This window comes from Clostridium saccharoperbutylacetonicum N1-4(HMT), assembly GCF_000340885.1.
Lineage (GTDB): Bacteria > Bacillota > Clostridia > Clostridiales > Clostridiaceae > Clostridium > Clostridium saccharoperbutylacetonicum.
Genome location: NC_020291.1, coordinates 2,226,684 through 2,247,282, shown reverse-complemented (window position 1 = coordinate 2,247,282; position 20,599 = coordinate 2,226,684). Strand labels below are relative to the sequence as shown.

General features: G+C 30.5%; 25 protein-coding genes. 7 read left to right on the top strand and 18 right to left on the bottom strand.

What is annotated here, in order from left to right:
* Nucleotides 1–545 precede the first annotated feature (545 nt).
* Together CSPA_RS29730 and CSPA_RS09935 are read right to left on the bottom strand one after the other, a co-directional pair.
* Nucleotides 546–707, bottom strand: coding sequence for a hypothetical protein (locus tag CSPA_RS29730; RefSeq protein WP_017810708.1), 162 nt, complete (start codon nt 705–707; stop codon nt 546–548).
* Nucleotides 708–718: 11 nt separating this feature from the next.
* Complete coding sequence (locus CSPA_RS09935; RefSeq protein WP_241393454.1) at nt 719–952, bottom strand: hypothetical protein; 234 nt, start codon at nt 950–952, stop codon at nt 719–721.
* A 268-nt stretch (nt 953–1,220) separates the two neighbouring features.
* On the opposite strand from CSPA_RS09935, the gene CSPA_RS09930 reads away from it, so the two are divergent.
* A complete protein-coding gene (locus CSPA_RS09930) occupies nt 1,221–1,451 on the top strand; it encodes a hypothetical protein (RefSeq protein ID WP_015392118.1) in 231 nt (76 codons plus the stop codon).
* A 712-nt stretch (nt 1,452–2,163) separates the two neighbouring features.
* On the opposite strand, the gene CSPA_RS09925 is transcribed toward CSPA_RS09930, so the two are convergent.
* Nucleotides 2,164–2,775: a TetR/AcrR family transcriptional regulator gene (locus tag CSPA_RS09925; RefSeq protein WP_015392117.1), complete on the bottom strand. Its 612-nt coding sequence runs from the start codon at nt 2,773–2,775 to the stop codon at nt 2,164–2,166.
* 129 nt (nt 2,776–2,904) lie between these two features.
* On the opposite strand from CSPA_RS09925, the gene CSPA_RS09920 reads away from it, so the two are divergent.
* Together CSPA_RS09920 and CSPA_RS09915 are read left to right on the top strand one after the other, a co-directional pair.
* Complete coding sequence (locus tag CSPA_RS09920) at nt 2,905–4,110, top strand: alpha/beta hydrolase family protein (RefSeq protein ID WP_015392116.1); 1,206 nt, start codon at nt 2,905–2,907, stop codon at nt 4,108–4,110.
* Between the two features lie 44 nt (nt 4,111–4,154).
* The gene (locus CSPA_RS09915) at nt 4,155–4,706 is read left to right on the top strand and encodes a flavodoxin family protein (protein ID WP_015392115.1); all 552 of its coding nucleotides are present in this window, start codon (nt 4,155–4,157) and stop codon (nt 4,704–4,706) included.
* A 308-nt stretch (nt 4,707–5,014) separates the two neighbouring features.
* Here CSPA_RS09915 and CSPA_RS09910 read toward each other — a convergent pair whose 3' ends face one another.
* Nucleotides 5,015–5,584: a TetR/AcrR family transcriptional regulator gene (locus CSPA_RS09910; RefSeq protein WP_015392114.1), complete on the bottom strand. Its 570-nt coding sequence runs from the start codon at nt 5,582–5,584 to the stop codon at nt 5,015–5,017.
* 258 nt (nt 5,585–5,842) lie between these two features.
* On the opposite strand from CSPA_RS09910, the gene CSPA_RS09905 reads away from it, so the two are divergent.
* Entirely contained in the window at nt 5,843–6,817 is a 975-nt protein-coding gene (locus CSPA_RS09905; RefSeq protein ID WP_015392113.1) for an NADP-dependent oxidoreductase, read from the top strand.
* A 402-nt stretch (nt 6,818–7,219) separates the two neighbouring features.
* Here the strand turns inward: CSPA_RS09905 and CSPA_RS09900 are convergent, their stop codons facing one another.
* From CSPA_RS09900 to CSPA_RS09880, 6 genes are all read right to left on the bottom strand, one after another.
* Nucleotides 7,220–7,717, bottom strand: coding sequence for a 2'-5' RNA ligase family protein (locus CSPA_RS09900; RefSeq protein WP_015392112.1), 498 nt, complete (start codon nt 7,715–7,717; stop codon nt 7,220–7,222).
* 224 nt (nt 7,718–7,941) lie between these two features.
* Nucleotides 7,942–8,334 carry a ribosomal maturation YjgA family protein gene (locus tag CSPA_RS09895; RefSeq protein ID WP_015392111.1) on the bottom strand — a complete coding sequence of 131 codons (393 nt, stop codon included), beginning with the start codon at nt 8,332–8,334 and terminating at the stop codon, nt 7,942–7,944.
* 46 nt (nt 8,335–8,380) lie between these two features.
* The gene (locus CSPA_RS30890; protein WP_341274143.1) at nt 8,381–8,476 is read right to left on the bottom strand and encodes a DUF6688 family protein; all 96 of its coding nucleotides are present in this window, start codon (nt 8,474–8,476) and stop codon (nt 8,381–8,383) included.
* Between the two features lie 35 nt (nt 8,477–8,511).
* A complete protein-coding gene (locus CSPA_RS09890; protein WP_026106414.1) occupies nt 8,512–8,733 on the bottom strand; it encodes a helix-turn-helix domain-containing protein in 222 nt (73 codons plus the stop codon).
* Nucleotides 8,734–8,742: 9 nt separating this feature from the next.
* The gene (locus tag CSPA_RS09885) at nt 8,743–9,222 is read right to left on the bottom strand and encodes a DUF2975 domain-containing protein (protein WP_015392109.1); all 480 of its coding nucleotides are present in this window, start codon (nt 9,220–9,222) and stop codon (nt 8,743–8,745) included.
* Nucleotides 9,223–9,683: 461 nt separating this feature from the next.
* Nucleotides 9,684–10,256 carry a TetR/AcrR family transcriptional regulator gene (locus CSPA_RS09880; RefSeq protein WP_015392108.1) on the bottom strand — a complete coding sequence of 191 codons (573 nt, stop codon included), beginning with the start codon at nt 10,254–10,256 and terminating at the stop codon, nt 9,684–9,686.
* A 277-nt stretch (nt 10,257–10,533) separates the two neighbouring features.
* On the opposite strand from CSPA_RS09880, the gene CSPA_RS09875 reads away from it, so the two are divergent.
* Together CSPA_RS09875 and CSPA_RS09870 are read left to right on the top strand one after the other, a co-directional pair.
* On the top strand, nt 10,534–11,169 hold the full coding sequence (locus tag CSPA_RS09875) for a flavodoxin family protein (protein ID WP_015392107.1): 636 nt from the start codon (nt 10,534–10,536) through the stop codon (nt 11,167–11,169).
* A gap of 176 nt (nt 11,170–11,345) precedes the next feature.
* Nucleotides 11,346–12,566 (top strand): MFS transporter, encoded by a 1,221-nt coding sequence (locus CSPA_RS09870; protein ID WP_015392106.1) that lies wholly within the window; start codon nt 11,346–11,348, stop codon nt 12,564–12,566.
* Between the two features lie 34 nt (nt 12,567–12,600).
* Here CSPA_RS09870 and CSPA_RS09865 read toward each other — a convergent pair whose 3' ends face one another.
* The 5 genes from CSPA_RS09865 to CSPA_RS09845 form a co-directional block, all read right to left on the bottom strand.
* The gene (locus CSPA_RS09865) at nt 12,601–13,455 is read right to left on the bottom strand and encodes a GNAT family N-acetyltransferase (protein WP_015392105.1); all 855 of its coding nucleotides are present in this window, start codon (nt 13,453–13,455) and stop codon (nt 12,601–12,603) included.
* 162 nt (nt 13,456–13,617) lie between these two features.
* Nucleotides 13,618–14,544: a helix-turn-helix transcriptional regulator gene (locus tag CSPA_RS09860; RefSeq protein ID WP_015392104.1), complete on the bottom strand. Its 927-nt coding sequence runs from the start codon at nt 14,542–14,544 to the stop codon at nt 13,618–13,620.
* Nucleotides 14,545–14,730: 186 nt separating this feature from the next.
* Nucleotides 14,731–15,375, bottom strand: a complete 645-nt coding sequence (locus CSPA_RS09855; protein ID WP_015392103.1) for an HD domain-containing protein — start codon at nt 15,373–15,375, stop codon at nt 14,731–14,733.
* Nucleotides 15,376–15,421: 46 nt separating this feature from the next.
* A complete protein-coding gene (locus CSPA_RS09850; RefSeq protein WP_015392102.1) occupies nt 15,422–16,162 on the bottom strand; it encodes an SDR family NAD(P)-dependent oxidoreductase in 741 nt (246 codons plus the stop codon).
* An 83-nt stretch (nt 16,163–16,245) separates the two neighbouring features.
* Entirely contained in the window at nt 16,246–16,872 is a 627-nt protein-coding gene (locus tag CSPA_RS09845; RefSeq protein ID WP_015392101.1) for a class I SAM-dependent methyltransferase, read from the bottom strand.
* Between the two features lie 284 nt (nt 16,873–17,156).
* Between CSPA_RS09845 and CSPA_RS09840 the strand changes: the two genes are divergently transcribed.
* Nucleotides 17,157–17,474, top strand: a complete 318-nt coding sequence (locus CSPA_RS09840; protein WP_015392100.1) for a hypothetical protein — start codon at nt 17,157–17,159, stop codon at nt 17,472–17,474.
* A gap of 112 nt (nt 17,475–17,586) precedes the next feature.
* Here the strand turns inward: CSPA_RS09840 and CSPA_RS09835 are convergent, their stop codons facing one another.
* From CSPA_RS09835 to CSPA_RS09825, 3 genes are all read right to left on the bottom strand, one after another.
* Entirely contained in the window at nt 17,587–18,438 is an 852-nt protein-coding gene (locus CSPA_RS09835) for an ABC transporter substrate-binding protein (protein ID WP_015392099.1), read from the bottom strand.
* A gap of 269 nt (nt 18,439–18,707) precedes the next feature.
* Complete coding sequence (locus CSPA_RS09830) at nt 18,708–19,580, bottom strand: SPL family radical SAM protein (protein ID WP_015392098.1); 873 nt, start codon at nt 19,578–19,580, stop codon at nt 18,708–18,710.
* 252 nt (nt 19,581–19,832) lie between these two features.
* Nucleotides 19,833–20,579, bottom strand: coding sequence for an AAA family ATPase (locus CSPA_RS09825; protein WP_015392097.1), 747 nt, complete (start codon nt 20,577–20,579; stop codon nt 19,833–19,835).
* Between the last annotated feature and the right edge of the window lie 20 nt (nt 20,580–20,599).

The following is a 20,599-nucleotide window of genomic DNA, read 5'->3' as shown; positions in this document are numbered from 1 at the left end:
GTTTTATATTTTTATATATTTTTACAAGTACAGAATCGATTAACCTATCCATTATATTCAATAATACATTTCATCATAAGAACCCTTGTTCGGTATTTTCTTTTATTCTATAACGAAGAACACCAAACTTCAATAAGATGTGATACTTATGTTTTTAGTATTATACATAATTAATAAACTCTCTTAATATAATTAAAAGTAACCTCTTGCGTTTAATTTTTTGTTCCATTCTTATTAATTCTAAACTCTTACATTTAGCTTCCTATTCAGGGGACTTTTTTATCTATTTTTAGAACTACGTATAAAAATCTCACAAATTCACTCTGCGTAATGCAATACTTCTAAAATATTAATGTTTATATTAACTATATATAATTTGAATAATTTTGCTCAATTATCATAAAAAACTTTTAAGTTTTTGCCCCTTTAATGGGGCTTTTTTTATTTGGTTTTAAAATTGTACAAGAAAAATACCGTAAAATTCCTTGAATAATACGGTATTAAAAATAATTCATTATATAGTCCAATATCAATAAATTTTTAAACTATACTAACTTCTCAATAGCTTGAATTGCTTTTGTAACTCCTCCAAGACTCAACAACCTCTCTCCTGCTTTCTTGGAATTACTTGCATACGTTGAGTTTTCATTAAATTCCTCAACTAATCCTTTTATTATTTTATAATCAAAATTATTTACTTCTAACATCTTTCCTGCATTTAGCTTAACGACCGAAGATGCATTATACTTTCTTTCAAATACTTTAATATATTTTTATTATCTAATTTAGGAATTCCTAGTATAGAAGGAATCGGAGCATAATAATTTTTTACGTTTTCTATACTATGATAATTAGGATCTTCTGCTGCACATAATGCAACTTCATGACCTCTCTTAATAAATTTATCTGCTAATAATACTGTTCTTGAAAAAAGGGCCTTTTGTTTCAACAATTGCTGACATTGGTGCAATTAAAACTCTCATTCTATTCACTCCTTTGCATATTTTAAGGAATCAAATTAACCATACATCAATTATACCACTTTATGGTAAAAAATGTATTGTTCAATTTTCAAAAAACACTAAATTACCACGCACTTTCAATAACTTATGAAATCTTATTCCACTGATCCCAATCAGCAATCTTATTACTTAATTTTCGTTCCTCTTTTTTCTTTTTTTATCAACATATGGTAAAATATAATTGAAGGGGGTGTTATTATGGAAAACAATGTGTATATTTCTCTAAAATCAGGCAGACAAATCGAAATAAACGATTTTCAGTATGTTACATATCCAAGTTCTACTGATAAGAAAGATATAACGACTGTAAAAACATTCGAAAATTTCTATCTGTACAATAAACACTTTACCTTTATTGGTAAAAATACAACTGTATCTTTAAATTCAAATGAGATAGAATTTATTAGGTTTTCTGGATCATTTACATAGCGCTTTTATTTACTTACATACTGCTCTTGAACTTGTATTTCAGGGGCAGTTTCTATTTAATATTGTTTTCCTTCAACAAATCTTTCTATATTTCTATTGAAGTTATGAAACAGAACCTATTTAAATTTAATCGCTCGCCACACATAGACTCTGTTCTTCGATGGCTCTCGTGCAATTTTATATGTAAAAGTCAAAAAATTAATGCTCATACCCTACTTCCTCCTTTATCCAATAAAAAATGCATATAAGAAAGTATGACATAAAACTTATTCATTCTAAAAATATATTTCTGCACGCAATTTCCAATTTTAGTGAATTTATCACTCACTTATGATGTGGTTCATCGTATCATAAGTGATATAGCCATTTTTTATCGCTTTATTATCTAAACTTATTTCTATTACCTTTATTGCGGTATCCAATTTATATATTTCATTAAAATTCGCTTTTGTTTCTCTTAATAGAACTTCTTCAGATATAAAAAAGTATATACTTTATAATATTATAAGCTTAATTATTTATAATAAGCTCTACTTATGTTTTCGTATGATGCTAGTATTTTATGTCGTCTTTTCATTCTTTTACTTTCTTATTGCTTTTTATAATTTAAGAAAATGTGTCTTAATATTCTATCAAGAATTTAATTTCGATGTTACTTCTCTTAATTACGCTAATAGTATAATTTTATAAATGCAGAATTTAAGTCGCAACATTAATTTTTATTCAACATTCCTACATAGCCATTCTTAAAATAAGATCTAAATAAATAAGACATTTTTTCTGAATCAGGAGTACATTTTGACTTTAACCACCAATCAATAGTACCTATTAAAGCATTAGCGGTAAATAAGAATGCCATTTCTTGTATCTCAGGGGGGCAGTCTTCGTTGCTTGCAATGAAGGAGCTTCGTAAATTTTCACGTTCTCTTAACATTGAGATGATGTAGCTGCGCAGTCTAGATATAAACCATATGTTACATGAATCATCCAGCATTGCCAGATATAATCTACTGTTTTCAGCAAAGTGATCAAATAGTTTCACCCATGGATCAGATCTTTGTTCTTCATTAAGATACTTAAGGCTGGATTTTGGAACGCCTAAATCTTTCTTCATTTTTTCCATTGCGTCTTCAAAAATTTTTAGTACAACGTCGTATTTATCCTGATAATACCTATAAAAGGTAGAACGATTAATCATAGCTCGATTAGTGATATCACCAACCGTAATATTATCGAAATGTTTTTCAAAAATAAGATCAATAAGTGCATCTCTTATCTGTTGATGTGTCCGTTTTGTTCGAATATCATGTTTATTCTGCAACATTTTCACTCCTTTGTTGTATATAAAACAAACTATAAGTATTGTTGGTTGAATACAAATCTGTATCTGATATATTTTAATTATAGCAACAACGTGTTGCATAAACAATAAATACTGTAAAGGAGAATTACTATGAATAATTTGATTTTTAAAGATGATCAATTCGCATCCAAGGTATTGGGACTTCTTGGAGACACTGCTTTCAAAGCTGCTGATATAGGAGAGGTGGTTTCAACAGCAGAAAAGATTAAAGAAGGAGACTATCAAAGCTGGTGTGAAGAATGGGCCAAAACAGCCAAGCGTTTGCAAAAAGTTGCAGAAGATAGCTATTCAGATGGCCACTTAATCAGTGCAAGAAAAGCTTATCTTAGAGCTTCTAATTATTATAGAATTGCAGAATTCTACCTTCATGAAAATCCAGAAGACCCAAAGATAGAGGAATTATACAATGCGAGCCTAGATTGCTTTTCCCATGTTATGAAACTTAATAAGCCTGTTATTGAAGAAGTGAAAATCCCCTATGAAAATACAACACTTACAGGACATTTTTATAAATTAGAGGATTCAGAGGAACCTAAACCAGTTTTAATTGCTATGACTGGCTTTGATGGAACAAAAGAAGCATTTTACGGAATGGCAATGGATGCACTTGAACACGGTATGCACTGTATTACTTTTGAGGGACCAGGACAAGGAGAGGCTGTACATAAACAGCAACTATTTTTCAGACATGACTACGAGAAGGTTATAACTCCAGTGGTAGACTATCTGCTTACAAAAAAAGAAGTAGACCCAAAGAAGATTGTCTTATGGGGACAAAGTTTAGGCGGGTATCTTGCTCCTAGAGCTGCAGCTTTTGAACATCGACTTGCAGGCTGCATAGCAAATGGAGGAGTATATGACTTTTTAGGAGGATTTACAAGTATCTTTAATATGCCAAGAGAAGAATTTTTAAATTTTGCACTTTCTAATTCAGAGGGATTTAATAAAACTGTTAAGGAAAAAATGGAATTAAACTCAAAAGCAAAATGGAGCTTTTCACATGGAATGTATGTATTTGGTGTAAATACCCCTGCTGAATTCATTCTAAAGGTTGGAGATTTTTATATGAAAGGATTAGCAGAAAAAATACAATGCCCTACCTTAATCGTTGATTCGGAAAATGACAAACTGCTTAGAGATCAAGCAAGGCAGTTGCATGGGGAGCTTACCTGCCACAAAGATTTTATTTTATTTACAGCTGAAGAAGGTGCTGAATTCCATTGCCAAGCTGGAGCCAAATTAATCGCAAATGAACGTATTTTCAGTTGGATTGAAAAGATTCTTAAGGGTATATAGATAGCATAGAATTTTAATTTTTATATTATAAGGAGAGATGCGAAATGTCAAAAGTAGTTATTTTTAAAGGTAGTCCAAGAAAAAATGGATATACAACAAAATTATTAGATCAAGTAGCAAAAGGAGCAAAATCCAAAGGCGCTGAGGTTATTGAATTTGATTTAAATAACCCTGGAATCCGTGGATGTCAAGGATGTTTTTATTGTCGTACTCATGATGGCTGTGCTGTTAATGATTATTTACAGCCAATGTATAAAGCTATTGCTGAGGCAGATGCTATTGTATTTGGTTCTCCAATATATATGTATCAAATTACAGGTCAGGCAAAAATTTGGTTAGACCGTACATTTCCAATGGTTGAAGAGCTTCCACATAAATTTATTCCTAGACATGCAGGTAAAAAGTTAATAACTATATTTGCTCAAGGAAGCTTAGATCCTAAAAAGGGTGCAGAAGCCATTAAATATGTCAATAATATTTTCAACGTGTTTGGTTGGAACTTGGAGGATTGCATTCATTACTGTGGAACTGACGAGGAAGTTTTTAATGAGTTATCTTTAAGAGCATTTAAAGATGGGGAAAACTTGGTTGTATAACCATATCATGATTTAATTATATTATAGTGATACCTGTTAAATAGGCAACTATAATTATAAAAAATAGGGTATAAAACATATCCCCGTACGTTTTATGCCCTATTTTTTATTTTGTTATAATTTACTTGCACTGTGTGTAAGTTCGATTAACTAAATCATAGATTTAGAATCTCACTTATATCATATCAATTTCCTTTTAGTTTACTTATTATCATTTATTTATGATATGGTTCATCGTATCATTGTATCATTAGTAAGTGCTATTTTTTATAATAACTTGTGAGGCTGCAAGGAAATCCTCAGCATGATTAATTAGAATCCGGTAAATGCGGGATTACCTGAAAACGTTCTAACAGTGACCACAACTGTTCTGCTATATCCTTAGCTGGAATAGGTATTGATTTAATAATCCACCACTCTAGTAGACCAACAATAGCTGAAGCCAAAAACTGTAACGTCACCTCCTTGTTAATATCTCGTTTTATGCTGCTGGCATCTATAACCTCACTAAGGTTGCCTAGAATCACATCCATCATGAGGTTTCTGAAAGTAGGGATTCCTTTGTTAACTAGCAGAGTGGTATATATGAAAGCATGTTCTTCCAAATACTCAAATGTGCGAATCATAAAAGATTTTGAAAGTAAAAGCGTAGTACCGTTGAGAGTCATGCAGCTTTCAAATAATTTTTTAAAATAAATATCAATACATTTATCCAGCAAATCAAATTTGTCAATGTAATGCAAGTAAACAGTTCCGCGGCTAACATCAGCTCGATCTGATATTTCATTAATTGTAATATCTTCAAATTCTTTCTCTGCGAGCAGTTGGATAAATGCTCCAATAATTGCTTTTTGTGTTTTTAGTATTCGTCTATCCATAAGCCCCTCCTTAAAATATTATGTGAATTTTTTCAATAAAATTAACTATACGCATTTTGCTATATGAAATATTTATTAGTTAATGAACGATAAATGGAATTTTGTTAATTAATGAACAGTTGCAGTTATTTTAACAATTGAAGCTAACAAGTTACTTTGTTAATATCACATTATCAGACAATAGTTAATAAGTAAACAAATGTTTATAAATTATTAATTGGCTGAAACAAACTTTGAAAATACAAGGAGGAATTTATTATGAAAGCAATTGTTTTAAAAGAGTACGGAATTCCAGCGGTTTTACAGGAACAAGAAATAGATGTGCCAGTAATCACAGAAACACAGGTACTAGTAGAAATGTATGCTGCTTCAATCAATCCAGCAGATTCTGTATTACGTTCTGGGGCTGTTAAAGATATTTTACCTGTTCAGTTGCCTTATGTTCTCGGTGCCGATCTTGCCGGTGTTGTCATTGAGGTTGGAAGTAAAGTTACCCATTTGAAACCTGGCGATCGTGTTATGGGTATTCCTACTAACAACGGTGGAGCCTATGCAGATTATGTTGCAATGGAAGAAAACGCACTTGCAATAATCCAACCCGATATGTCTTTTAATGAAGCTGCTGCATTGCCAACGGTTGGTTTGACCGCCTGGCAGTCTTTGTTTAGGTATGGCAAACTACAACCAGGACAGCGTATTCTAATTCATGCAGGCGCTGGGGGTGTAGGACATATTGCTGTTCAGCTCGCTAAACAAGCAGGTGAATATGTGATTGCAACAGCCCGTGAATTTAACCATGAATTTGTGCGACAATTAGGTGCCGACGAGGTAATTGATTATACCACAACTGATTTTACAAAGGCTATAAGTAGTCCTGTAGATATTGTATTGGATATGGTTATGGATAGATCAGCTACAGTTCTAGATGCGAAGATAGGTGAAACTGGGCGAAAAAGTTACTCTGTTTTGAAGGATGGTGGCAAGCTCATTTCTTTGGTAGCCATGGAGATTAATGAACATCCACAAATTCGCGGAATTGAAGCTCAATTTGTTCATGCAGAACCAAACCACGATGATTTAGTGTCTATTCTTCAAAACGTCCATGAGCAAAAATTGAAGGTTCATTTGAGCGGGATTTTCCCATTTACATCTCAAGGATTAGCGGAAGCATATCGTAGGTGCGAAACAAATCCTAAGATGGGTAAGGTAGTAATTCAGAGAAAGCAAGGTTAGGATTGTATAATATATAGTAACCCTATACCTATATACAAAACATTGTGCTTCTGATGAATCACATCAGTGATATAGAGATAAATAAGCTGAACCGTTTTGGCACGAATGAAATTGGTGTCTCCAATATAAAATTACCCCAAAATAGCAATAAGGACTTATTCCAAATCAAAGGAATAAGTCCTTATTTGCCTTTTATCATTTAAGTAATGCCTTTTTATATCTTCACTTTTTGAAAAAACTCACTCATTTATGATATAGTTCACCGTATCAGTAGCAAGTGATAGCCTATTCTCTGTCTCACTTATATAACAAGTTCTTTTACCAAAAATGAGTAGCACCGCTTAGTTACTTATTATCATTCTACTTTTAACTGTTACACCATATAAGAAGATTGTGTAATACCTATAACAATTTTTCTTTTAAAATAAAGCGAGTTGGCCAAAATTCATATAAACTAATAGATTCTATTTTACCGGTAAAATTTTTAAAATTATTTGCTAAATAAGGTAATGCTTTTTGAATTGTTTCGTGGTCGTCTATTAGCATTGTTGTATGTGCTGTCCAACCAAATCCGTCAGCATAATCGTTATTGAAGTATTGTTGCAAATTTAAAAGTTCATGATTAACTGAAGGTGCTATAAATAAAACATCAAGTCCAAACAATCCAATACTATTTAATTTAATATCAAAACTATGAAATTGTTTTGATACCATTTTCACTTTTTCTTTAACCAATTCTTCTTGTGATATATCAAAACTCCCAATCGTGATATGATTTGGTAAGTTAGGCGTTTGTTTTCCCACAAATCCATTATCTGATAACAATTTTTGAATTTCTTTTAATTTTAATTCTGTTTCTTTGTCATATTGTGCCATAACACATAAAAATTTATCTTTCATAATATCCTCTCCAACAAACTATCTTTTACAAACTGCAAACTGTGCTTCGCAATTATTTACCATTCTGCAACATATTTATATTATATATAAATAAAATAAAACTTACCATTTTTCATTTTTATATGGCAAGTTAGTTTTAACTATTCTACATCAAACTTTAGTAAATTCCTCATTTACTTATATTGCTTAAATCACACATTCTACAGGTATTACTCATAACCTAGTCAATATGTAATTCTTTTTAATAAGTTTTTATAATTCCAGCCTGATATCAATACAGTTCCAGCCAAATAACATAATATATCTTTCCAATCACATGTAGAACCAATGATGATTCCAAGCGTCGAATTCCTTCCAATTTCAAGAATGTCAATAAAATTAACAGCTTGTAAAAGCTCTACACACACTCCAAATAAGAACAATCCTAATGGAAGATATAATCTTGTAGTTTTGCTATCCTCCAGCCAAAATATCCGTATAAATGTATATAGTAAAGGAATTATTAGTATATCTCCTCCATAATCACGGATAAAACCGTGATGCATGAATCTTCCAATAAGGATTTCAATTATCAGCAACACAGCAAACATAATTATATATTTTATATGCTTTTCCATTATTCCCACCACTCTTTCATATTTACTGTCAACCAATTTTTATTACTTATTTTTTGGGCAGATACTGCACCGCAATCCGATTTTCTGGATTCACATCACAGAAATACAGTACTATCAAAAATATCCATTCTAATGGTTTCATAATAAAATACACAACATTCGCTATATATGTCAAGCTTAATTTTTTTCATCTTCATCCTCCCTGTATTCCAATATATCCCCCGGCTGACAATCTAATGCTTTACATATTTCGTTCAAAGTAGTAAACTTTACCCCCTTTACTTTTCCAGTCTTTAACACAGACATGTTCGCATTTGTAATTCCTACCTTTTCAGCTAATTCTTTTAATGACATTTTCCTTTTCGCCATCATTACATCTACATTAATTATTATCATCACACTCCACCCCTATATATAAGATTCATTTTCTTCTTTCATAAATGCTGCCTTTTGCACTAGATGAGATAAGACTGCTGATGCCACTGCTATACATACTCCAACAAAACAAATTAATATTGATAGCAGAAAAATCCCCATGTTATTCATTTTAAGCAACAGCAATACAATATTTCCAATAAAAAAGAATCCTGAATCGGTAAGTGTAGCAAGCATGATCCACTTTAAATACATTGCATTTATCCTGGAAAAAGAATTATCCTTCCCTACCTCATCTGCTATTCTCCACGTCAAAAACAAAACCAAATAACATGGAATCGCTGTACACCAAATAAAAATCAACCATGGCCAATAGCAATATTGGAATTCCTTTTCCTGCTTAACAAGACTATCCCCTATATATGGTATTGCCTCAAAATATATAATTGCACCACACAACACCATTGCCATTACAATAATCTTAATACATTTTGACAAATTCTTCTGATTCATAAATACCTCCATAAAACCATATTTTTCATTTTAAGTGTATACTTACACATTTCATTTGTCAATAATAAATTATCGTATTACGATAATTTATTACCTTTAATTAATATATCCATTCTAACCAGCAGTCAAAATTAACCAACTCAAATTAATACTTTATTTAATGTTGTTATTTCAGACAGGATTATTTTTACTAGCACTACTAACATTCATAGCGTTACTTATAGAAAAAAGTCTCAAAAAAAACAGCAGCCCCGCATCGTGATTGGAAGCTACTATTTTTATAACCTAAAAATTTAGTAATACCAGTTGCCTAAGCAACTAGAATTATATACTCTAGGATTAAACATATTGCAATATGTTTTGCCATGTTTTTATTTCACTTAAATTTACTTATTATCCTTTATTTATTATATGGTTCACCCTATCATAAATAAGGGATAGTACTTTATTAATATTAAATTTTACTTTATTCCTTCAAATGCATAATTTATTAGTTTCTTTATAAAAGTTTCATCAACCACATCTCCTGTAATTAATAATCTATAAAATACTGGGCCGAAAATCAAATCTATAATTAATTCTATATCCAAATTTCCCTTCAGTTCCCCTCTTGAAATTCCGCGTTCTAAAATACGTCGTGAATCAAGTCGGCGAGGATTAAAATACATTGTTCGATATGTCTCAGCTAGTTTTTGATCATACTGACCTTCTGCTATTATCTCATTAATTACCTTTCCCTCTCGACTAACTAGAAATTTTGATAAATTATTTACTTGAATCGTCATATCCTTAATAGTTGATCCTGTATCAGGTATTGGAAGTCTCTCAGCAGCCGCATCAAAAAAAGCATCCATAACAACAGCTGCTTTATTCGGCCACCATTTGTAAATAGTAGCTTTACTAACTCCAGCTTTTTCAGAAATTTTTTCAATTGTGACTGCTCCAAAACCATTTTCGAGCAATAACTCATATGCAGCAGTAAGAATTGCATTTTTAGTTTTTTCACTGCGCGGACGACCTAATTTTTTTTCCATCTGTACTTACCTCCGTTGTAATCAAATCAAAACAATACATTTAATAAACTATACGTATATTATACTATACTTTTTTTAATTTAAAAAAAACTATTTACATTACTAAACGTTTAGTATATTATATATTTATAAACTAAACGTTCAGTTTAATAATATTTTTAGTAAGAATTTGAATTTTGAACTACTTAATTTATGAAATAATTAAAATTCTAGTCAAATCCAAATCTGTCTAATTAATAACATGTATAAAATTATTAAATTTAAGGAGGAAAAATTAATGAAAGTTGTAGCTTTTAACGGAAGTCCATCTAAAGAAGGTAATACTTATCACGGAATAAAAATAGTTGTTGAGGAACTTGAAAAAGAAGGGATAGAAACAGAAATAATCCACGTTGGAAATAAGACTATTAGAGGATGTGTTGCTTGTGGATATTGTACAAAGAATAAAAATGGAAAATGTGCTATTACTACTGATCCTGTTAATGATTGGATTGAAAAGATGAAAGGTGCAGATGGAATAATCTTGGGTTCACCAGTACACTATTCTGCAATTGCTGGAACAATGAAAGCTTTTTTAGATAGAGCTTTTCGTGTTGCAGAAGCTAATGATAGCATGCTAAGACTTAGAGTCGGAGCTGCCGTAGTCGCTGCAAGACGTGCTGGTGGAATTCCAACCTTCGATCAATTAAATAATTATCTTAATCATTCTGAAATGCTAATCCCCACTTCAAATTACTGGAATGTTATTAATGGTAGATTACCAGGTGAGGTAATGCAAGACGAAGAAGGAATACAAATAATGAGAATACTAGGTAAAAATATGGCTTGGCTTATGAAGCTTGTAGAAAATGGACAAGGAATTATTCAAAAACCAGAAAGAGAAGAAAAGATATTCACTAATCTTATTCGCTAAATTATTATTTTTACCTACTTATTAGAATAGCAATATCTTTAATACTAAAAATTCAATTTAATTGTTATTCTAATTCTTTATTTCATTATAACTATTTAACGATATAACTTAAATCTTAAGAAATAAGAAAATAATAAAGAAAATACTCAATTTATTGAGATAGGAGTGATTTTTAAATGTATCAAGCAAATAACACTATTATAAAAACTAATTATACTTCAAACAATTTAAAAGCTAATTCTAATACATTAAGCCGTTTATTAATTTTAGTTATGGCAATAGCCTGTGGTGCTACTGTAGCAAATTTATATTATATCCAGCCATTATTAGCTGATATAGCCAAAACCTTTCATGTAAATCAATTAAGTATAAGTTTTGTAGCTATGCTAACACAAATAGGTTATGCCGTTGGAATGATATTTATATTACCCTTAGGGGATATAAAAGAGAAAAGAAACTTAATAATCATAATGCTTTTATGTTCAATCCTTTCACTTATGTGTATGTTCTTTTCTTCAAATATTTTCATCCTAAGCTTCTCCTCTTTTCTCATTGGCTTTACTTCTATTATTCCTCAGCTTATTATTCCTTTAGCTGCACAATTATCAGACCCAAAACAAAGAGGTCAAATAATTGGAACAATTATGAGCGGTTTATTAATTGGAATCTTGATTTCTCGTACTGTCAGTGGACTTATAGGCAGCTACTTTGGTTGGAGAACAGTTTATCTTATTGCTGCTATCACTATGTTTATTCTTATGATTATTCTAAGAAAATTAGTTCCTTTATGTAAACCTACCTCTAACATTAAATATACTGAATTGTTAAAATCCTTGATATATTTGATAAAAACCGAGCCAATTTTAAGAAAAACCTCTCTTATCGGGGCCCTTATGTTTTCAGCTTTTAGTGCATTTTGGACATCACTTATATTTTTACTTGAAAGCCCTCATTACAATATGGGGTCTGAAGCAGCTGGATTATTAGGATTAGTTGGAATCAGCGGTGCTCTTGCAGCTCCGATAGTTGGAAAAATGGCAGATAAGAAAGGTCCTAGATTTGCAATAGGCATCAGTATAGTTGTAGTCATAATTGCTTATTTAATCTTCTTTATGTTTGGTTTTAAAATATGGGGACTTATTTTAGGAATTGTCTTTCTTGATCTAGGAGTGCAGGCTTGTAATGTATCAAATCAAGCAATAGTACAAGCTTTAAATGAGGAAACACGTAATAGACTCAATACTATTTATATGGTTAGTTTTTTTCTTGGAGGAGCAATGGGTTCTTTTCTAGGTACCTATAGTTATTCTCACTTTGGATGGTATGGTGTTTGTATTTTTGGATTAGTAACTCAAATTATAGTGATTATTCTTTTTAAAACTGGTAGGAAATCATAATAATATTTCTATAAATTTAAATTATGAAATGAGTTTAAAGTTTTAAACTCATTTCATATTGTTTAACATTTTGATCAAACCCTAACTTTAGTAAAAAATTCTTCATGGCTGTACTCTTACTATCTACATTTAAAACTTTAATACTATCAGCTTCTGTACTTTTCAATAAATCTGCAAATATGCTCTTTCCAATTCCATTACCTCTATGGTTTTTGTCTACCGCTATTTGAGGAATGTCTCCTGTAATTATATCAATGATTCCATAACCAACAATCTTACCCTCAATGCTTACTATAGAATATTTAAAGGTATCTGCTGCTGCATTAATTGAATCAATAGAATTCTGCCAAGATGGCATGAAATCCCAGAATTTTATTAATTCTAGCCATATACTTTCTGTAATTATCTTGATATTTTGAACCTTATATTTAGGCATAGCTTTAAACCTATTTTTATCTAAGATAAAACATTCAAAATCTCTTAAAATTTCAAAACCTTGTTTTTTATAAAGGCTAACTGCAGGAGTATTAGATTGGATTACTTCCAGTACATATTGTTCCACTCCCATTTCTTTAATCAATTCTTTTGCACTCAGAAACATATTACTTGTTATTCCATTATTTCTATAACTATTTATAACACCTGTTCCTGTATCGTAGGCAGATAATTTTCCATTCCATGGTCTAATTGCATTTAAAAGAAATCCAACTAAAACATCATCATTAAATGCTCCTATTGAAGCTGCTGCAACATAACCTCTTCGCTTAAGCATCTGTTGAAGCTTTAAAAGAGGTAGATCCATTTTTACTTGATAATCTGAAAATGCATCTATAAATGTACTATGTATTTTTTCAATGGCTATATTTTCAACTGTATTGTAATTAATCATTCTTATACTCTCCTAAACTAAAACGTTAAATAAAAGATTATATCCTATTACCAATTGTGAACTACTCCCTGTCAAGTAGACATGGAGCAGTTCATTTCTTGAATAATGCAATTTTACAAGCTATTATTTATTTTTATTGATTCATATTATAAGAATTTCAGATTAAAAGTTGCTCTCATTTCTTTTATTTATCTGTTTTACTGGTCTTGCCTCAATATAACCTCTATAACCCATTGGGGCAAGCTGAAATCTTGGTGCTTCCTCTTCTGCCCATTCAAATCCATACAATTCAGGATTATAATTTTCAATAGACTTCCACACACTTGAAATTTCATTCATGAATTTTTCATCATCATAGGGTTCACCTTGAAATACCATCATTTTGCAAGGTGGCAACTCTATAAGATCATATCCTTCTGGAATTGGTTTATCATAATCTAGTGGTACTTCCACCCCTTGAACATATTTTGAAGTTCCTTCTTTAATTAAATGATTAGGAAGCCACATTCCAATAGGTTCATAAAGTGCTTCCTTAACACTAGAAAGCATTCCCCAAACATCACATCCAACTTCTTCGCAATAAGCAAAATATTCAGTTGCTTTGACGCCTCTTTTTAGCAATACCTTTCGCCTTGGGCGTTCTACCACTTGAACAAAAATAGTATTCTTTTCTTTCTTTTCTTCCATAACATTCGCTCCTTTATTTAATATCAGATAATAATCATGGATACTATCAGGAATGAAAAGACCAATTGGCGGTGTATTTTCGATATATTTTCTTGGCGCAATTCCAAATTGTTTCGAAAAGGCTTTTGTAAAGCCTTCATGAGAACTAAATACAAAATCAAAAGCTACGTCAACTACCCTTGGATGTTCATCACGTAATACCAAAGCAGCTTTACTAAGCCTTAATGCTCTAATATATTCAAATGGACTTTTATTTAGTAATTTCTTAAAAATTCTAGCACTATGCCATTGAGAATATCCTGCTGCTTTTGAGAGATCATTAAGAGTAATTTCCTCAACAATATGATCCTCTATATAATCTTGCATCCTTTGAACTGCATTTACTATTTCCCAGTTATCCATGTTATCACCTCAAAAAAATAATATCTTATTTTTAAAATTACTTCTTGAACTGTATTGCTAGAAATAATTCTAAGTTAATGCGAAATGCTAACATATTTATCTAAATAAAAATAAACCCTATCTTAATTATATTTTTTCAAAATTCTTTGTTTTATGGAACTAGCAATAATCTTTCTGTTTTTATTATTATAACACCCCATCCCATTCACTAAAGAATTCATCAAGAAAATTTTCCATATATCTATGTCTTGATTCAGCCATTTCTTTAGCCGTAGCTGTATTCATCAAAGCTTTTAATTTCAACAATTTTTCATAGAAATGATTAATTGTTGTTCCTTCAGATTTAATATATTCTTCCTCATCCATATCTTCTTTGGGCTTTTCATTCGGTATATGCATGCTTCTATTTTTGCTGCCTCCATATGCAAAGGTTCTTGCAATTCCAATAGCCCCAATTGCATCAAGTCTATCGGCATCTTGTACTATTTTTCCTTCAAAACTTTCTGGAACCTTTGTATCTGTACCTTTAAAAGATATTGACGCAATTATATCACATATAGCTTTTATTTTTGCATCAGCAATTTCGTTATTCTTTAAAAATGCTTCTGCTTTAGAAGTAGTTCCTACGTTCCCACCAAATAATTTATAATCATCTACATCATGTAATAACGCAGCTAATTGAACTATTTCCAAATCAGCATTTTCTCCTTTACAAATAGAAGTTGCTAATTTATAAACTCTAATACTATGATAATAATCATGTCCACTATAATCATTTTGAAATATATCTTGAATATATAATAATGTTTTTTCTAATAATTCTTTATTCATAATTGTTTCCCAACCTTAACTATTTTGTAATTTTATATTTTCTGAATCAAAGATCTCTTCTCATCAAACTATAACTCTGACCTGTTGGTCCGATTAATGGTTGATTCGCCATAAACAAGGCGAGATTCGTAACATCTTCTGGTTTCTTAGTCCATTCACTGTCAACTGAAAAAGCTGAACTACCATCTTTCATACTGTCATTTCCCATATCTGTTACAACTGGCCCTGGAATTAATTCATTTACACTAATATTAAATTTATGCAACTCTTGAGCTAAAACTCTTGTTAACATCCATAGTCCTGCTTTTGAACATGAATAAGCTGAATTATCCGCTCTCCCTTTATGTCCAAGTCCAGAACCTATAGTAATTATCTTTCCACCCCCTTGTTTCTTTAAATATGGAATTGCTGCTTTAGCTGTATAGAAGGCTCCTGTAAAATTAACATCCATTACTTTCTTCCACGCTTCAATACTTAATTCTTCAACTGGTGCTTTGTCACAATCAACCCCTGCGTTTATAACTACTATATCTATTCGGCCATAAATTTTATAAATTTTTTTAAACGCTTCCTCTAATTCAGTATAATTGCTAACATCACAAGCTAATGCTATTGCATTTCCATCTTCCCCTTTAATATAACTAGCTGTAGCATCAATTTCCTTCTGACTTCTTGATAAACAACATACTTTTGCACCGTTCTGTGCATATGATATTGCAATAGACTTTCCTATCCCTCTTCCAGCCCCTGTAATAACTGCAACTTTATTTTCTAAGTCAATATTCATAAAATTCACCTCACAATCAATACATTTTTTCTTTATAATCCCCAAAATACCATAAGTTATATTATATCATAATTCATAATTATTTAATTGATTTGTGTTTTGCAAAGCAATACACATTCCGGCAACATCTCTCCTTCAATCACACTACTATCAATTATATCAAAGCCTCTATTACTGACAAATTCTATATATTCATCAGACTTCCATTTATAAAAAGTATGAAATCCAATCCTTTCCATTAACCAAATTCGCAGCTTGTTGATTTTTCCATCATATACAAATGTAGGTGCAATCAACAATCCTCCTTTTTTGAGTACACGTCTAATTTCTATTAGTGCCTTATCAGGATTAGGCATAATATGAAGAGCATTAGCAATAATTACTGTGTCGAACTTTCCATCCTCATACAGCAAGTTAGTTGCATCCTGCACCGTAAAAGTAATAGGTAAATTAGCTGCTCTTGACTTTGCTTCTTCAATCATTTTCTCTGAAAAATCTGTTGCTTCCCAAGAAGCTACTTTTTTACATAACGGAAAGGTAAGTTGTCCAGTTCCACAAGCCAATTCTAAAACCTGCATATTCTTATCCAATGATTTTGATATAACCTCACATAAATCTCTATATAATTTTGCGTTTTTTCTTTCATGCATTGGCGTATACCACTTTGCAACATTTTCCCAGAACTTTTTATTCGTAAATTCTTTATCCATCCTATCTTATCTCCCTTCCTTTTATACACTTACAAGTTACTATTTATCTTTTTGTTTATTATTGCATATTTGTAAATATCATTTTAAAACTTGATTCTATAACATTACTTTTTGTGCAATAATTGCAATCCATTCACTATCTTCTTTTAGTGCTTCACCAATAAGGCTCCCTCTAATATCTTTAACTAGTATTACTTCAACTTAAATTTGAATATTAATTTATTATTTTCACATAATAACAATATATTTTGAGATAAAATTTAAATTTAAAGGTGGTTTTACAAATGAAAAAATTTATAACTGTTTTTTCTATCTCTTTATTCTTATTATTTAGCATAAATACAGTTACAGCAATAGCTCAACCTAAAACTTACTCACAAGGTTTTTATACAATGAATGATTTAGGCTTAAATGAAAATACACTTTATAAGGTTCGTAATAATGAACCTTATGTTGAAGGCTTATTAATAATAGTTGACTCTGATAAAAAAATACAACAACTCATACGAATAGCACCTAACTCTACCGAAAATACTTTAATTCCACTCAAAAATGATTATAAATTTATAATATATAATAATGTTCGTTTAAATTTCTCATAAAAAGCACTTCCTATAGTGCTTTTTCCTTTATATTTCTAAAATTAATTATATATCATTCCCTATATCAATAATATAGCTCCTATGCTCTAACCATAGCTATACACTTATTGCATTATTGGGGGACTATATTATCTCTATTCAATCCATTGTCTACAAGAATAGCATATAATGTACCATCTGCTTTCATATCATCAATTATCTTATTTACTTCATTCAATAAGGATATATCGGCTTTCCGAACTGCCATTCCCAAAGTCCCATTAACCTCAGGAGTATAATCTTTTAATGTTCTTAGAGGAAGATAACTACCACCATCTGCTAAAAAGCTGTTTACAACAATACTATCGGCTATTCCAGCATCAACTTTTCTTAAATTTATAGCATTTAATAAATCTGTTGTGCTTTCAAAAATCATTACATCTTTTATAAAATTATTCTTCTTCCACTCTTGCGCTAAATCCACAAATATTGTTCCTCTTTCTACTCCAATGACTAGTTCCTTCAAATCACTTTTATTATTAATATCAGAATACTTAGGAACAATAACAGTTTCTGTTTCTTTATATAAAGGCTTAGTGAAATCTACTGAAGCCTCTCTTTCTGGAGTTATAAATATTCCTCCAACTGCCATATCTATACTATCGTCAGTCTTTAATTTTTCTAATAAATTTGAAAATGGTGCTTCTTTCACTTCAATTTTATTAATCCCAAGACGCTTTGCAATTTCAGTTATAATATCAGCATCAATTCCAGATGTTTTATTTGTTTCAGAATTTATAAAAAAAAATGGGACTTCTTTTGGTGGAGAAACAATAGTTAGTAGACCTTTTTCCTTTATTGTTTCTAAGCTTTGCTTCTCTGTTGTAATATTTGTTATTGCAAATTTACTACTCTTTGTAATACATCCACCAATTATCCCAGCAAAACCTATAATTATAATTATTAAACTGACTAATTTTTTCATAAGTAGAAATCTCCTTCAAAACTATACACTTTTCTATAGTTATTGTTGGAAATTAAAAGATAAATTATTCACTTTTAAGGAATAAATGCGTGTTTGGACAACCTATAACCAAGCACTATAATCGCGTTTTTTATTTATATATCTTCAAATTAAATTTTCTTGATGTAATTATTAAATAGAAAGATACTACTAAAGAATGATTTTATTTTCAAGAACTTATGCTTTTTTAATAAGAAAAAGCACCAATCTTCCATTGATTAGTGCAATTACTATATATCAAACCCTATTTGAACTTCATTATTTTTCTCTTCAAAAACTCTCATATAATCAAAAACTTCTCTAACATCATAAATAATATTATGCTTATCACAGGTTTCTTTAATAATTTTCATAATTTCTTTATGATTTCTACTTATTACTTCATAACTATTTCCATATTCTCTTATGTATTTTTCTTTCAAACCTTTAAAATGCTTATCTAAATTTTCATAATAATATTCCCTATTCCCATTTCTTAAGGTTAAGCCAATGCCAAATACTATAATTCCTTTAACTTTAGCTTCTATACAATAATCTAAAATTCCTCTTATATTTTCTTCTGTATCATTTATATACGGTAAAATAGGAGTTATCCAAACTACTGTAGGAATTTTGTTATCCCTCATTATCTTTAACACTTCAAAGCGTTCTTTTGTTGTAGAAACGTTTGGTTCAATAATTTTGCATAATTCTTCATCATAAGTGGTTAATGTAATCTGTACAACACACTTTGCCTTATTATTTATACTTTTTAGCAAATCCAAATCTCTTAATATTCTATTTGATTTAGTTTGTATTGCTAATCCAAATCCATATTTTTCAATTATCTCTAAACATCTTCTTGTGTTTTGTAGCTTTTCTTCTAGATGAATGTACGGATCACTCATTGCACCTGTTCCAATCATGCACTTTTTTCGTTTTTTCCTAAGTGTATCTTCTAATAGCTGCATCACATTAGACTTAATCTCTATGTCTTCAAAAATATGATCCATTCCATAACAATGACTTCTGGCGTCACAATATATACAGCCATGAGTACATCCTCTATAAATATTCATTCCATTATTACTAGATAGTATACCCTTTGATATCACTTCATGCATATAATCGTAACTCCTTTCTAATATTATTTGATAAGGCTATTATACTAAGCTTAATAAGACAGCTATATGTCATATTACAAATAAATTATAAGTATTTTGATAAATTATTCACTTTTAAAAAATAAATGCGTGTTTGGACAGCCCATAATCAAGCACTATAATCGTGTTTTTTATTTTAAAATCTTCAAATTAAATTTTCTTGATCTGATTATTAAATAGAAAAATACCACTAAACCAATTTTCAATGCTAGTCTATTCAAACAAATACTTCATCATTTTTTCAGGATTCTCTAAAAACTTTCTTGTCATCATATAGTTATCAGTTTTTTTATATGGAGTTTTAGTGATTCCATCCTCATCTATAACAAATATATCCGCATCTGGATAAGCCATTAATATAGGTGAATGAGTTGCAATGATAAACTGGGATTTTTTCTTAACTAGTTCATTAATTATGGTAAGCATAGCCATTTGCTTTAATGGTGACAATGCTGCTTCTGGTTCATCTAAAATATACAGTCCATGTCCACTAAAACGATTAGTCATGAGTGTAATAAAACTTTCACCATGAGACATCTTATGTAAGGATGTCCCTCCATAACTATATATAACAGGATTGCCCATAGAACTTTCTGAATCGAGCCGTTCTATTTCAGTTGCTACATTGTAAAAACTTTCTGCCCTTAGAAAAAATCCATCCTTAGGTCTATTAACACTTTTCACTACAGTTATATACTTATATAAATCAGAATGAGTTTCCCGTGATGAAAAACAAAAGTTTCTAGTTCCACCTTCTGCATTAAACCCACTATTAACAGCAATGGCCTCTAATAAGGTTGATTTTCCACTACCATTTTCACCAACAAAAAAGGTTACATTGCTAGATAAAGCCACACTATTTAAATTATTAACTACAGGCAAATCTTTAATGTAACTTTCTTCTTTATTAATTTCCTGCTTGAGACGAATTTCTTTTATGTATAAACTATCATATAACATTTCTCGATATCACCTCTTTA